The sequence below is a fragment of the Geodermatophilus sp. SMS 5-13 genome, from assembly GCF_059428245.1.
This window is the reverse complement of the sequence record NZ_CP165729.1, coordinates 753,449-767,787: the sequence shown is the minus strand read 5'-3', so window position 1 is coordinate 767,787 and position 14,339 is coordinate 753,449. Positions and strand designations below refer to the sequence as shown.

15 protein-coding genes are annotated in these 14,339 nt (G+C 72.1%); all 15 read left to right on the top strand.

What is annotated here, in order from left to right; all coding sequences use genetic code 11:
- The first annotated feature begins 26 nt into the window (after positions 1–26).
- The 15 genes from AB3388_RS03670 (at position 27) to AB3388_RS03600 (ending at position 14,307) form a co-directional block, all read left to right on the top strand.
- Positions 27–1,244 carry a flagellar hook protein FlgE gene (locus AB3388_RS03670; RefSeq protein ID WP_495409398.1) on the top strand — a complete coding sequence of 406 codons (1,218 nt, stop codon included), beginning with the start codon at positions 27–29 and terminating at the stop codon, positions 1,242–1,244.
- A 334-nt stretch (positions 1,245–1,578) separates the two neighbouring features.
- Complete coding sequence (locus AB3388_RS03665; protein WP_495409397.1) at positions 1,579–1,860, top strand: flagellar FlbD family protein; 282 nt, start codon at positions 1,579–1,581, stop codon at positions 1,858–1,860.
- A 3-nt stretch (positions 1,861–1,863) separates the two neighbouring features.
- Positions 1,864–2,637, top strand: a complete 774-nt coding sequence (locus AB3388_RS03660) for a motility protein A (RefSeq protein WP_495409396.1) — start codon at positions 1,864–1,866, stop codon at positions 2,635–2,637.
- Positions 2,634–3,545, top strand: coding sequence for a flagellar motor protein MotB (locus tag AB3388_RS03655; protein WP_495409395.1), 912 nt, complete (start codon positions 2,634–2,636; stop codon positions 3,543–3,545). Before AB3388_RS03660 ends, AB3388_RS03655 begins: the two co-directional genes overlap by 4 nt.
- Before the next feature lie 13 nt (positions 3,546–3,558).
- Entirely contained in the window at positions 3,559–4,020 is a 462-nt protein-coding gene (locus tag AB3388_RS03650) for a flagellar basal body-associated FliL family protein (protein WP_495409394.1), read from the top strand.
- 152 nt (positions 4,021–4,172) lie between these two features.
- Positions 4,173–5,141, top strand: a complete 969-nt coding sequence (locus tag AB3388_RS03645; RefSeq protein ID WP_495409393.1) for a flagellar motor switch protein FliM — start codon at positions 4,173–4,175, stop codon at positions 5,139–5,141.
- A complete protein-coding gene (gene fliN, locus AB3388_RS03640) occupies positions 5,138–5,875 on the top strand; it encodes a flagellar motor switch protein FliN (protein ID WP_495409392.1) in 738 nt (245 codons plus the stop codon). Before AB3388_RS03645 ends, fliN begins: the two co-directional genes overlap by 4 nt.
- A gap of 1 nt (position 5,876) precedes the next feature.
- The gene (locus AB3388_RS03635; RefSeq protein ID WP_495409391.1) at positions 5,877–6,314 is read left to right on the top strand and encodes a FliO/MopB family protein; all 438 of its coding nucleotides are present in this window, start codon (positions 5,877–5,879) and stop codon (positions 6,312–6,314) included.
- A gap of 49 nt (positions 6,315–6,363) precedes the next feature.
- Positions 6,364–7,215, top strand: coding sequence for a flagellar type III secretion system pore protein FliP (gene fliP, locus AB3388_RS03630; RefSeq protein ID WP_495409390.1), 852 nt, complete (start codon positions 6,364–6,366; stop codon positions 7,213–7,215).
- Positions 7,216–7,300: 85 nt separating this feature from the next.
- A complete protein-coding gene (gene fliQ, locus AB3388_RS03625; protein ID WP_495409389.1) occupies positions 7,301–7,576 on the top strand; it encodes a flagellar biosynthesis protein FliQ in 276 nt (91 codons plus the stop codon).
- A gap of 6 nt (positions 7,577–7,582) precedes the next feature.
- Positions 7,583–8,350, top strand: coding sequence for a flagellar biosynthetic protein FliR (gene fliR, locus AB3388_RS03620; protein WP_495409388.1), 768 nt, complete (start codon positions 7,583–7,585; stop codon positions 8,348–8,350).
- A gap of 3 nt (positions 8,351–8,353) precedes the next feature.
- Positions 8,354–9,499, top strand: a complete 1,146-nt coding sequence (locus AB3388_RS03615; RefSeq protein ID WP_495409387.1) for an EscU/YscU/HrcU family type III secretion system export apparatus switch protein — start codon at positions 8,354–8,356, stop codon at positions 9,497–9,499.
- A gap of 92 nt (positions 9,500–9,591) precedes the next feature.
- The gene (gene flhA, locus AB3388_RS03610; protein ID WP_495409386.1) at positions 9,592–11,637 is read left to right on the top strand and encodes a flagellar biosynthesis protein FlhA; all 2,046 of its coding nucleotides are present in this window, start codon (positions 9,592–9,594) and stop codon (positions 11,635–11,637) included.
- Positions 11,618–14,077: a hypothetical protein gene (locus tag AB3388_RS03605; RefSeq protein WP_495409385.1), complete on the top strand. Its 2,460-nt coding sequence runs from the start codon at positions 11,618–11,620 to the stop codon at positions 14,075–14,077. The genes flhA and AB3388_RS03605 overlap by 20 nt, the downstream gene beginning before the upstream one ends.
- Positions 14,074–14,307: a hypothetical protein gene (locus AB3388_RS03600; RefSeq protein WP_495409384.1), complete on the top strand. Its 234-nt coding sequence runs from the start codon at positions 14,074–14,076 to the stop codon at positions 14,305–14,307. The genes AB3388_RS03605 and AB3388_RS03600 overlap by 4 nt, the downstream gene beginning before the upstream one ends.
- The last annotated feature ends 32 nt before the right edge of the window (positions 14,308–14,339 follow it).

The window sequence follows — 14,339 nt, the reverse complement described above, 5'->3', positions numbered from 1 at the left end:
CCGACCCGATAGAGGAGTTCCCTCCCATGCTCCGTTCGATGTTCTCGGCCATCTCCGGCCTGCGCGCCCACCAGACGAAGATGGACGTCGTCGGCAACAACATCGCCAACGTCAACACCGTCGGCTTCAAGAGCAGCAGCACTGTCTTCGAGGACACGCTCTCGCAGGTCCTGCGCAACGGCTCCGCCCCGACCGCGGACACCGCCGGCACCAACCCGGCCCAGGTGGGTCTCGGGGTCAAGGTCGCCAGCATCTCGACCAACTTCGGCCAGGGCTCGACGCAGAACACCGGCCGCTCGACCGACTTCATGATCAGCGGCGACGGCTTCTTCATGACCCAGTCCGGCAACGAGACGCTCTACACCCGCGCCGGCTCGTTCGACTTCGACGGGGTGGGCAACCTGACCACCCCGGACGGCGCGATCCTCCAGGGCTGGATGGCCAACGGCGGTGTCATCAACACCAACGGCCCGGTGGACGACCTGAAGATCCCCTACGGCCAGATCGTGGCGCCGGTCGCCACCACCGGCGGCGCCGCCGCGGGCAACCTGTCCGCCGAGGCGGTGTCGACCGACGCGCCGGTGCAGACCCAGGTCACGATGTACGACGCCCTCGGCAACGAGCACCAGATCAGCTACGTGTTCACCAAGGACGCCTCGCCGGCCACCACCTGGACGATGAAGGTGATGGAGGGCGCCACGCAGTACGGCACCAACCAGAGCCTCGACTTCAGCGCGACCGGCGTCATGACCACGCCGGCGGCCAAGCAGATCACCGGGCTCGCCGTGCCGTGGGGCACGGTGGACATCGACCTGACCAAGGTCACCCAGTACGGCGGCAAGAGCACGGTCACCGCGACCACCCCCGTGGACAGCGGGTCGGCCCTCGGCACGCTCGAGTCGTTCTCCCTGGGCAACGACGGCACGATCACCGGCATCTACTCCAACGGCCGCCGGGAGCCGATCGGTCAGCTGGCGCTGGCCACGTTCACCAACCCGAGCGGCCTGAGCAAGGCCGGCAACAGCTCCTACCGGGTGGGCGACAACTCCGGCAACCCGCTGGTCGGGGTCGCCGGGACCGGCGGCCGCGGCACGCTCACCGCCGGCGCCCTGGAGATGTCCAACGTGGATCTCTCCGAGGAGTTCACCGGCCTGATCGTCGCCCAGCGCGGCTTCCAGGCGAACAGCAAGGTCATCACGGCGTCCGACGAGATCCTGCAGGACCTGGTCAACCTCAAGCGCTAGCGGCACCGGCACCGATCCCCCGTCGGCGCCTGCCTCGGCCCCGTCCCGGGTCCCACCCTGAGCTTGCGAAGGGCTGGTGGCCCCGTCCAGAGGCTCGCCGCGAGCGTGCGAGCGGTGAGGAGGACGGGGTCCTTTCGAGGGGTCCTTCCACCGACGGCCCGGTCGCCCGCAAGGGCGCCGGGCCGTCCGGCGTCGCGGCGCGCGTGGCGGCGCGACCCGAATCCCGACGGGTGAACAGGCCGTTCGGCTCAAGCCTGGCCGGTTTCGAGCCGATACGGAGAGTGCTGTCCCTGCCCCACCGTCGGGGCCCAGTCCCCTGAGCGAAGGACCCACCGTGATCCGTGTGACGCGCCTCAACGGCGAGGGATTCGCGCTCAACCCCGACCTCATCGAGCGCGTCGAGGCGCACCCCGACACCGTGGCGTTCCTCGTGGACGGCACCAAGTACGTCGTGCGGGAGAGCGTCGAGGAAGTGCTGCAGGAGATCCGCGAGTACCGGGCGAGCATCCTCGCCACCTCCTACGAGATGGACCGCGGCGAGTACCGCACGTCGTCCTCCGACGGCCCGGCCACCGGCTCGTCCGTCGTCCCGTTCCCGACCCGAGAGGAGCGCTGATCCATGGATCCGGCGACTCTGATCGGCATCGCCCTCGCGATGGTCGCCCTCCTGGTCACCATGATCATGGAGGGCTCCAGCCCGATGGCGATCATCCTGCTGCCGCCGCTGATCCTGGTGTTCGGCGGCACGTTCGGCGCCGCGATCGCCGGCTCGGCCATGGCCGACGTCAAGAAGATGGGCGGCTGGTTCAAGCAGGCGCTGATGCCGGCGAAGGTGCCGCCGATCGCCGACCGCATCCAGACCCTGGTCAGCCTCGCGGAGAAGGCCCGCAAGGAGGGCCTGCTCGCGCTGGAGGCGCAGGTCAAGGAGATCGAGGACCCGTTCCTCAAGCGCGGCCTGCAGATGGGCATCGACGGCACCGACCCCGAGGAGCTGCGCGGCGTCCTCGAGAGCGAGATCGCCGCCAAGAAGGCCGAGGACAAGGTCGCCGCCAAGTTCTTCACCGCCATGGGCGGCTACGCGCCGACCGTCGGCATCATCGGCACCGTCGTCGGCCTGATCCACGTGCTCGAGAACCTCTCCAACCCCGAGTCCCTCGGCCCGTTGATCGCCGGTGCGTTCGTCGCCACCCTCTGGGGCGTGCTCTCGGCCAACATCTTCTGGCTGCCGATGGGCGCCAAGATCACGCGGATCAGTGACCTCCAGGCGGCCCAGATGGAGCTGCTGGTCGAGGGGATCACCGAGATCCAGGCCGGCACCAGCCCGCGCGCCGTCCGCATGAAGCTCACCTCCCTGGTGCCGCCGAGCGAGGTCAAGCAGCAGGAGGCGGCGTGAGTTCCGGCGGCCACGGCCGCCGGCGCAAGCGCAAGGGCCACGAGGAAGAGGAGCACGAGAACCACGAACGGTGGCTCGTCTCCTACGCGGACATGGTCACCCTGCTGATGTGCCTGTTCATCGTGCTGTTCGCGATGAGCCAGATCGACAAGGAGAAGTTCGCCGCGCTGGCCAGCGGCCTGTCGGCGAGCTTCGGTGCCCCGGTCAGCGCGATGGACACCAACGCCACCGGCTCCACGGACTCGGTGCTGGACGGCCTGCCGAACCCGGTGGACATCGCCGCGGGCGTCGGCCAGACGAAGACCTCCCAGGGGCTGTCCCAGGAGCAGGTCGACGCGGCCGCGGCTCAGGCGGCGCTGCAGCGGGCGGAGGCGATCGAGGCCGAGGCCACCACCGCCTACGACGAGCTCGCCGCCGCCCGTGACCGGATCGACGCCGCCCTGGCCGCGGCCGGCTACCCCGGTGCGGCGAAGTACGAGATCGACGAGCGCGGCCTGGTCGTGCACGTGGTCTCCGACGGCGTCCTCTACGACGCCGAGTCCGCGGCGCTGCGGGCCGACGGCGTGCGGGTGCTCAACGCGATCGCGCCGGAGCTCGTCGCGCTGCCCAACCAGATCCGGATCGAGGGCCACACCAACTCGATCCCGGTGACGCCGGGCGGCCCGTACCCGTCGAACTGGGAGCTCTCGACCGACCGCGCGACCGCCGTCGTCCGGTACCTGATCACCCGCGGACTGCCCGCGCCCCGGGTGTCGGCCACCGGCTACGCCGACACGCAGCCGCTGGTCCCGGACTCCGACCCGGCCTCGGTCACCGTCAACCGGCGCGTCGACGTCGTCGTCCTGTCCACCGCCTCCGCCGAGGCCAACGCACAGCTGGCGGCGCTCGACGCCGCGCACGGCAACTAGGAGAAGAAGACACATGGCAGACAAGTCCAAGTCCGAGGCCGAGGAGACCCCGGCCAAGGGCGGCAAGACGAAACTGCTGGCCGTCGTCGCCGTCCTGCTCGTCGCCGCCGGTGCGGCCGCCTACTTCTTCCTCTTCTCCGGCAGCGGGGAGGCGGAGGCCGCCGAGCCGGAGCCGGGCGAGGTCGTCGTCCTGGACCCGATCGCGGTCAACCTGGCCGGCGGCGGCTACCTCAAGATCGGCATCACGCTGCAGCTGACGGCCGATGCGGCGTCGGGCCACAGCGGCGGCGAGGTCGACGGGTCCAAGGCCCTCGACCTCGTCATCTCCTCGTTCTCCCAGGCCAACCCCGCCGACGTGACCGGCGCGCGGGACGCCCTCAAGGAGGCGCTCGAGAAGAAGATCGTCGACGCCTACGAGGAGGACGGTCACGAGATCGTCATGAGCGTCTACTACAACGAGTACGTCACCCAGTAGCGGTCGACCTCCTGCGCGAAGTGCCAGTTCCGGACGCCGGGACTGGCACTTCGCGCATGCGCTGGTCCCAGTAGTCACAGCCCTCCCGCGGGCCGACGGCAACAACCGCCAGCCGGTCAGGGTGCCCCCCTCCCCCGCCGATGAGGGGGGACGTGACCCGACCCGAGACCGGCGCCGCCTCCGGGGCAGGCCCGTTGTCCCAGGCCCTGGGGTCGCGGTCCCGCCGCAGCGAGCCCCGCACGTACGACTTCCGCCGGCCGACGAAGCTCTCCCGTGAGCACGTGCGGGTCCTGCAGATCGCGCAGGAGGCCTTCGCCCGCCAGGCGACCACGCACCTGACCTCGATGCTCCGGGCCGGCGCCCGCCTGGAGCTGGCCGGCATCGAGCAGTTCTCCTACGACGACTACATCGCCACGCTGCCCGAACCGGTCTACATCGCCACGTTCACGATCGAGCCGCTGGCCGGCAAGGGGATGCTCGCCTACCCCCTCGACATCGCCATGGCCACGGTCGACCACATGCTCGGCGGCTCCGGCACGGCCGAGCAGCCGAACCGGCCGATGACCGGCATGGAGAGCGCGATCCACGGCCACCTCCTGGACCGGCTGCTCCACGAGTTCGCGGCCTCCTTCGCGCACATCACGACCGTGCAGCCCGAGGTCGACAGCATCGAGTACAACCCGCAGCTGGCCCAGGCCGCGTCCGGGTCGGACACGGTCATGGTCGCCTCGTTCACGCTGGCCATCGGGCAGCGCGAGGGCCAGGCCACGCTCGTGCTGCCGTTCTCCTCGTTCGCGCCGGCGCTGAACAACGCCGCCTCGCCGCAGCTGTCGGAGTCGGCGCTGCGCAAGCGCAAACGGGCCCAGGAGGCCCTGGCCGCCCGCCTCAACCTCGTGCCGGTCGACGTCAGCGTGCGCTTCGCCCCGCTGACCGTCTCCTCGGAGGACCTGCTCTCCCTCGCCGTCGGTGACGTGCTGCTGCTGCGCCACCCGCGCGACAGCCCGCTCGAGGTCACCACGAACGACGTCACGTTCGCCTATGCGATCGCCAGCAACCACCGCCGCCGGCTGGCTGCCGCCATCGTCCCCACCCCCGCTGCTGCCGTGAAGGACACCGCATGACCGCCCCTCGCACCGCCGAGCACTCCGACTCCGAGACCGTCACCGCGGTGGTCTCGGCGGCCGCGCGTGCCGCCGCCGCGCTGGTGCCCGCGACCGCCGAGCTGGTGCCCGGCGCCCCGGTCAGCGACCCGGACACCGTCCCCCTGCCGCCCGCCGCCGCGTCGGCGATCACCGCGGGGCTCTCCGGCGAGGTCAGCGGGGACGTCGTCCTCGTGGTGTCGGCCGACGTCGTCGAGGCGCTGTCCAACTCCCCCGTCGGCCGGATGGACGTCGCCGCCGCCCTGCGCCCCGCGCTCGAGGCCGCCGCCGCGACGCTGGGCCGGGTCCGCGTCGCGTCCGAGCGGGTGGAGGAGCCGGTCGCCGCCCTCGACGGGCTCCGCGACAAGGGCATGTTCGTCGCCGTCCCCCTGCTGGCCGACGGCGAGCACCAGGCGACGTTCGCGCTGCAGGTGAACCTGCCCCGCCCCGCCACCGGCGGCCAGCGCGGCAGCCTGGACCTGCTGCGGCACGTGGCCATGGAGGTCACCGTCGAGATCGGCCGCACCCGGATGACCGTGCAGGAGCTGCTGTCCCTGCACCCCGGCGAGGTGGTCGAGCTCGACCGCGCGGCCAGCGCCCCGGCCGATCTGCTGGTCAACGGCACGCTGATCGCCCGCGGCGAGGTCGTCGTCGTGGACGAGGACTTCGGCCTGCGGATCAGCGAGATCGTCACGGACGCGGCCGAGGCCCTCTGAGATGACGTGGATGATCATCCGGCTGTTCCTGTCGCTGGCGTTCGTCGGCGGCGTCCTGTGGTTCGCCGCGCGCCTGGCCAAGAAGCGCGGCCTGGGCCAGGGCAACGGCCTGATCGAGGTCGTCGCCCGGCAGCGGATGGGGCGGTCCAGCACCGTCAACGTCGTCCGCATCGGCGACACCTGCCTGGTGGTCGGAGCCACGGAGGAGCAGGTCACCCTGCTCGCCGAGGTGGACGCCGAGACCGTCGAGGCCGCCGTCGGCGCGCGGCAGGCGGCCCGTCCGGCCCGGACTCCCGAGGACGGCGAGCAGCAGCCCGTCGCGCCGCCGCGGGTCGTGGCCCGGACGTCGTCCGGTGCGCTGAGCGGCACGGTGTTCGACCGCAACGGCTGGGGCTCGTTCGTCAGCGAACTGCGCGAGAAGACGGTCCGGCGCCCGTGAGCGAGCGTGCGAGCTCACGCATGAGCACAGCAGCGCTGGCGGTCACCTCGTGAGCGCGACCGGAACGCTGAACGCGTCCCGGCGTCCGCTGCTCACCCGGCGCCGGCTGGCGCTGGTCCTGCTGCTGACCCTGGCCGCCGTGGTGGTCGTGCTGCTGGTGGCCGGGCCCGCGCACGCGGCGCCGACCGACCCGGTGGCGCCCACGGCCCCGGCCGACCCGGCGGCCCCGGCCGTGGACGGTGGGGTGGACATCTCGGTCGGCGGGGGCAGCCCCAGCACGTCGATCACCCTGATCCTGGCGATCACGGTGCTGTCGGTGGCGCCGTCGGTGCTGCTGCTGTGCACCTCGTTCACCAAGATCGTCGTCGTCCTGTCGCTGGTCCGGAACGCCCTGGGCCTGGCCCAGTCGCCGCCGAACCAGGTCATGACCGGCATCGCCCTGTTCCTCACGCTGTTCGTGATGGGCCCGGTCTTCTCCGACATCAACGACGTGGCCGTGCAGCCCTACCTCAACGGCCAGGCGTCGGTCTCGCAGGCCTACGACGCCGGTGTGGTGCCGCTGCGGGAGTTCCTCCTCGACAACACCCGCGAGGACGAGCTCAAGCTGATGATCGGCCTGTCCGGCGAGGATGCACCCGCGAACAAGAGCGAGGTCAGCATGACCACGCTCATCCCGGCGTTCGTCCTGTCGGAGCTCAAGAGCGCCTTCATCATCGGGCTGGTCGTGTTCATCCCGTTCCTGGTGCTGGACATGCTGGTCAGCGCGGCGCTCATGGCGCTGGGCATGATGATGGTGCCGCCGGCGATCGTCTCGCTGCCGTTCAAGCTCCTGCTCTTCGTCATGGTCGACGGATGGGCGCTGATCACCACAGCGCTGGTCCATTCCTACGGAGCGGGGTAGCCATGAGCAACGCGAGAACGACGCGCGAGCGAGCATCGCAGGGAGCGCCAGCGACCGAGGAGCGGAACGAGCGCGGAGTCGAGCGATGAGTGACGCTGACGTCACCGAGATCGCGGCGCAGACGATGCTGCTCGCCGCCAAGGTCGCGGCGCCGGTCCTGATCACCGCGCTGCTGGTCGGCTTCCTGATCTCGCTGTTCCAGGCGGCGACCCAGATCCAGGAGCAGACGCTCTCGTTCGTGCCCAAGATGATCGCCGTCGCGATCGCCCTGCTCGTGTCCGGCAACTGGGTGCTCAACGAGATGGTGAGCTTCACCCACACGCTGTTCGACATGCTGCCGGCGCTGCTCGGCCGGACCTGACCGGCCGTGGACCTCTCGGTCCCCGCGGTCACCCTGGTCGGGCTGCTCCTGGCCACCGCTCGAGCCGCGGGCTTCGTGCTGCTCGCGCCGCCGTTCAACTCCCGCAGCATCCCGGCGGCGGTGAAGGGGGCGCTCGCCCTCGCCCTGTCCGTCGCGCTGCTGGACCGGGTGACCGCGGGGCTGCCGGCGTCGCCGTCGCCGGCCTTCGTCATCGTCGGCGCGGTCACCGAGGTGGCGATCGGCGCGGGCCTGGGCTTCATCGTCCAGTTGCTGTTCACCGCGGTGCAGATCGCCGGTGACCTGCTCGACCTCACCGGCGGCTTCTCGCTGCAGCCCGCCTACGACCCGCTGGCCATGACGATGACCAGCAACATCGGCCGGCTGCACTACATGCTGGCCACCACGCTGCTGTTCACCAGCGGCGGCCACCTGATGCTGGTGCGCGGCTTCGCGACGTCGTACCAGGGGCTGCCGGTCGGCGGCACCGTGCCGACCGACCAGCTGGCGTCGGTGCTCATGACGGCGCTGTCGATGATGTTCCTCGCCGCGCTGCAGATCGCCGGCCCGATGGTCGCCGTCCTGCTGCTGGCCGACGTGGCGCTGGCGCTGCTCAGCCGGGCCGCGCCCGCGCTGAACATCTTCTCGCTGGGCTTCCCGGTGAAGATCATGCTGACGCTCACGCTGCTGGGGCTGACCTTCCCGCTGCTGCCCCCGGCGCTGGACACCCTGATCGAGCACGCGACCCGCGCGATCGTCTCGCTGAAAGGCGGGTGACGCGTGGCCAAGGACGGCCCGGGTGGTGAGAAGACAGAGAAGCCCACTCCGAAGCGCCTCAAGGAGGCGCGCAAGGAAGGGCAGATCCCACGGACGCCGGAGCTCGGCACGTGGGCCGGCGTCGCGGCGGCCAGCGTGCTGCTGCCCATGCTGGTGAGCTCGGGATTCACCAAGGTGCAGGCGCTGTTCGTGCAGATCGGCGCGGTCGCCCAGCGACCCGAGGCGGCGGCGATCTCCACGCTGATGGGCGAGGCGCTCTCCGTCTTCCTCACCAGCCTGCTGCCCACCGCGCTCGGGCTCATGGCGGTCGGGTTCGCGACGTCGGCGGCGCAGGGCGGCGTCACCTTCGCGACGAAGGCGGTCAAGCCCAGCCTCAAGAAGCTCAACCCGCTGAACGGCATCAAGAAGATGTTCGGCGGCCAGGGCCTCTGGGAGGCGGCGAAGTCGCTGATCAAGACGGCGGCGCTCGCCGCGGTGGTCGGGGTGACCAGCGGGCGGGCGAAGGAGCTCGTCTCGTCGTCCGGGTCGCTGCCGCTGTCGTCGGTCGTGGCGACGTTCACCGACTGCGCCGTCCTGCTGATGCGCACCGTCGCGATCACCGGCCTGGTCATCGCGATCGCCGACTACATGATCGTGCGGCTCCGCACCATGAAGCAGCTCAAGATGAGCCGGTACGAGATCCAGCAGGAGCACAAGCAGTCCGAGGGCGACCCGCACATGAAGGCCCAGCGGCGCTCGATGCAGATGTCGATGTCGCGGAACCGGATGATGAGCGACGTCAAGGAGGCCGACGTCCTCCTGGTGAACCCGACGCACGTCGCCGTCGCCCTGAAGTACGAGGCGGACAAGGGCGCCCCCCGGGTGGTCGCCAAGGGCGCCGACGAGATCGCCAGCAAGCTGCGCGAGATCGCCACGGAGGCGCGCGTGCCGCTCGTGCAGGACATCCCGCTCGCCCGGGCGCTGCACGCCTCCTGCGAGATCGGCCAGGAGGTGCCGGCGCAGCTGTTCACCGCGGTCGCCCGGGTGCTGGCCTTCGTCATGCACCTGTCGGCGCGCGGCGTCGTCGGCGGCTTCCACCGGCCGGGGTTTGAAGCGCCGGACGTCGAGGACCTGCCCAAGGCGGGACGGCGGCGGACGGCCCCCGCGTGAGACACAAGCAGGGGGACGGCGGACTGGCAGAAGTAGCTGAATGATCCTGCGGTAGGTACCGGGGGCGTCGGCAACTGCCGATGTGTGCCGACGTGAGCCGAGTGTCGAAGGTCGCCGTGCCCATCGGCGTCGTGGCGATCGTGCTCATGCTCGTCGTCCCGCTGCCGGCGGCGGTGCTCGACCTGCTCATCGGCCTCAACATCACCGCGTCGCTGCTGATCCTGCTGGTCGCCATGCAGATCAAGCGGTCGCTGGACTTCGCCGTCTTCCCGTCGCTGATCCTCATCGCCACGCTGTTCCGGCTGGCGCTGAACGTGTCGTCGACGCGGCTGGTGCTCACCGACGGCTACGCCGGCAAGGTCATCGAGGCGTTCGGCCACTTCGTGATCGGCGGCTCGCTGATCGTCGGCCTCGTGATCTTCGTGATCCTGACGATCATCCAGTTCGTCGTCATCACCAATGGTGCCGGCCGCGTGGCCGAGGTCGGCGCCCGCTTCACCCTCGACGCCATGCCCGGCAAGCAGATGGCGATCGACGCCGACCTCAACGCCGGCCTGATCGACGAGAAGACGGCGCGCAGGCGGCGCACCGAGGTCACCTCCGAGGCCGACTTCTACGGCTCGATGGACGGCGCCTCGAAGTTCGTCAAGGGCGACGCGATCGCGGCGATCATCATCACGCTGATCAACCTGATCGGCGGGTTCGCGATCGGCGTCATGCAGAACGGCATCGCGCCCGCCGACGCCGTCACGACCTACTCGCTGCTGTCGGTCGGCGACGGCCTGGTCTCGCAGATCCCGGCGCTGCTCATCTCGACCGCGACCGGCATCATCGTCACCCGCTCGGCGTCCGAGAGCGACATGGGCAGCGACCTGCTCGGCCAGCTGGGCCGCTACAAGCAGCCGCTGCGCATCGCCGGCGGCGCGGCGGTGGCGCTGTGCCTGATCCCCGGTCTGCCGAAGCTGCCGTTCCTCATCGTCGGCGGGCTCTTCCTGATCATGGCGGCGCGCATGAAGGAGGCCCCGGTCGAGGACCCGGAGGCCGAGGCGCTGGCGCTGGCGGCCGAGAACGAGCCCAAGCCGGACTCGCCGGAGGCGATCGCCGAGAAGATGCGGGTCGACCCCCTCGAGCTGGAGGTCGCCTTCGACCTGGTCGACCTCGTCGACAGCTCCCGCGGCGGCGACCTGCTCGACCGGGTCAAGGCGCTGCGCCGGAAGGTCGCCATGGACACCGGCCTGGTCATCCCGCTGGTGCGCACCCGCGACAACCTGGACCTGCCGTCGTCGCAGTACGTCATCTGGCTCAACGGCGTCCCCGCGGCCAAGGGCCTGTCGCCCGCCGGCACCGTGCTGGCGATCGGCGACAACCTCGACGGGCTGCCCGGCAAGGCGACCCGCGAGCCGGTCTTCGGGCTGCCTGCCAAATGGGTGCCGATCGAGTTGCAGCGCCAGGCGGAGATGTCCGGCGCGACCGTCGTGGACCGCTCCTCGGTCATCACCACGCACCTGGCCGAGGTCGTCCGGCAGAACGCCGCCGACCTGCTCGGCCGCGAGGACGTCAAGCTGCTGGTCGAGATGATCCGCCGCTCGCACCCGATCGTCGTCGAGGAGCTCACCCCGGCACTGCTCACCCTGGGCGAGATCCAGCGGGTGCTGCACGCGCTGCTGGAGGAGAACGTCTCCATCCGCGACCTGGTGCGCATCTTCGAGGCGCTCTCGGTGCGGGCGAAGACCTCCACCGACCTCGACGGCCTGGTCGAGGCGGCCCGCTCGGCCCTCGGCTCGGCGATCAGCCAGCCCTACGTGACCGCCGACGAGCGGCTGCACGTCATGACCCTCGAGCCGGCCTTCGAGCAGCGGCTGCTGGAGTCGATCCGGCTGACCGACGGCGGCCAGGTGCTCGCTCTCGACGCCGGCACCGTGGACGCCCTCGTCCACGGCTGCTCCGGAATGCTGGAGGAGGCCGAGCGGTCGGGCCTCTCCCCCGTCCTGGTGTGCTCCCCGCAGGTGCGGGCCGCGCTGGCCCGCCTGGTGCGCCAGGTCCTGCCCAGGCTGCCGGTGATCTCCTACACCGAGGTGTCCCGGACAGCGCAGATCGAGTCGCTGGGAGTTGTGAGCGGTGCCGTTGCGATCCGTTGAGGCCGCCACGCGTGACGACGCGATCGCCGCGGCCCGTGAGCAGTTCGGGGCCACGGCGCGGGTCGTCGGCGTCCGGCGGGTGCGCTCGGGTGGGGTGCTCGGGTTCTTCGCGACCGAGCGCTACGTGGCCGAGGTCGACCCCGAGGTCCCGGCCCGCCCGGAGCGGACGGCGCCCGCCGCCGCCCCCGCCGCATCGCTGGAGGAGCGGGCCCGCGCGGCCGCCGAGTCCATCGCCCGGTTCACCGCGTCGCAGGACGACAAGGTCGACGAGCTCGCCGGTCTGCTCGCGCCGGAGTCCGCGGCCGAGCCGGTCCCGGTCTACACCCGCAGCGCCTTCCAGCGGGCCCCCACCGAGAGCGCCCGGAAGTCCGCCGCGGCCCCGGCCGCCAAGGCCGCCGCGAAGGCCACGCGCACGTTCACCCCGGAGCCGGTGACGGCGGTTCGTGAGTGGCCCACGGTGGAGACGGACGACGAGGGACCGGTGGTCTCCAGCACCGGCGAGTCGTCGTCCCCCTCCCCGTTCACCGCGGCCCTGGCCCGCATGGTGTCGGGTGACCGTGAGGTGCGTCAGGCGGTCCAGGACGCCCTGCAGGAGACCGCGGACGACCGCGGCGAGACCGAAACACCCCGACCGAACTGGGCGGCGATCGTCCGGGCGGCGGAGAAGTCAGCACAGCAGGGTGCGGCGCACCCGGAGGAGGAACCGGTGGACGAGCAGAACGAGCAGTCCCCGGACGTGCGCCCGATGGCCTTCCCGGCCTGGGCCGCGGAGCCTCCGGTGGCCGAGGTGGCCGAGGTGGCCGAGGCCGCGCTGCCGGCCGCCGAGGCCCCGTCGTCCTCCCCCCGCGAGGACGTCATCGCAGACATCCTGCGTGCCGCTCTCGCGCAGGGGCAGTCGGACGAGGCGCTGGCCGACATCCTGCGGACGGTGCTCGCGGGGTCGTCCCCCGCCGCGGCGTCGATCGCGTCGCCGGTGGACGTGCCGGTCGAGCTCGTGGCCGAGCTTGTGGCCGAGCCGCCGGCCGAGGTGCCGGCGGAGCTGCCCGCCTGGGACCCGGCGCCGGCCGCCGAGCCGCTGTGGGCGGACCCCGCTCCGGCCGAGCCGGTGTGGGCCGACGTCACGCCCGAGGCAGCGCCGCTGGACATCGCCGTCGACGAGCCGATCTTCGCCGAGGTCGTGCTCCACGAGCCGGCCGCGGCCGGCTCGGAGCCGGCACCCCTGGTCGTGGAGCCCCCGGTCGTGGAGCCCCCGGTCGTGGAGCCCCCGGTCGTCGAGGCCGTCGTCCCGGCGCCGGTCGAGCTCGTCGCCGAGCCGGTGGACGACGTCGCCGCCGAGGTGCCGATGGCAACCCTGGCCCGGACCGCCAGCGACCCCGCGCCGCTGCCCCTGGACGCCACGACGGTGATGCCCCCGCTGTCCCTGCTGCCGCCGCTGCCCTCGGCCGCCCGCCGCGGTGGGCTGCCGCCGGTGCCGCCGGCCGCGTCTCGCCCGGCCGTGCCGTCCCCCGCTGCCGCGTCCTCGCGGGCGTCCGCTCCGCTGACCGCGCCGATGGCGTCGTCGGCGCCCGCCACCCCGCTGGCCACCGTGGTCCGCCTGCCCTTCGCGCCGCTGCCCGACGTCGACTTCGTCGAGCCGGCGTCGACCGAGGTCGAGGAGACCGACGTGCCCGCACCCGCCCCCGCCGCCGAGCCGCTCGCCGCCGTCCCGGTCGTGGAGGAGCCCGTCGCGATCGGGGAGCCCGCCCCGGTGCCCGCCGTCCCCGCGCCGACCGGCGACGTGGCGGCCCGGCTGGTGTCCTTCGGCATCCCCGCCGACGTGCTGGGCGCGGACTTCGCCGCCGCGGCCGCCACACAGGGCACCTACGCCGCCCTGACCGCGGCCCTGGCCGGCCGGCTGCCCGTGGCGCCGGCCCTGCCGACGGGCCCCGGCGAGGTGCTGTTCCTGGTCGGCCCGGGCGTGGAGACCCTGCGCGCGGCCCGCTCGCTGGCGGCCTCGCTGCGGCTGGACCCCGAGCGCGTGCAGTGGGCGACCCGCGGCGACCTGGCCGCGCTGGCCCCGAAGGGCAGCCGGATGACCACCATCAAGGCGGCCATCGACCGGTGCCAGGACGCCGCCCGCGCCGGCACCATGACGATCGTCGCGGTGGACGCGCCGCTGCGGACCGACGCCTACTGGATGTCGCAGATGCTGGCGATCTGGGGGCCGTCGGCGGTGTGGGCGGTCGTCGAGGCCACCCGCAAGCCCGAGGACCTCGAGCAGTGGCTCGACGGGCTGCCCCGCGTCGACGCGCTGGTCGTGCAGGACGCCGACCTGTCCGCCGACCCGGCCGCCGTCCTCGCGCGGGTCGACACCCCCGTGGCCCTCCTCGACGGCGTCCCGGCGACGCCGCACCGCTGGGCCTCGCTGCTGTGCGAGCGGCTGGAGACGCTCGAGGCATGAGCCCGCTCCGCTGGGACGTCCTCGGGGTCGGGTTCCTGCTGGCCCTGCCGCTGCTGGCGTTGTACCTGCACGGGGACCTGACGGTCGAGGAGATGACCGGCCGCCTGCCGTGGTGCCTGGTCGCCGGGTACGTCGTCGTCGCCCTGCTGCGCTGGGCCGGACGGCCGCGCGACGTGGTCCCGGCCGCGGACATCGACCCCGCCGAGACCGAGCCCTCCCCCACCCTCTAGCCCCGGCGCTCTTGCGGTGTTGCTGCCGCTCC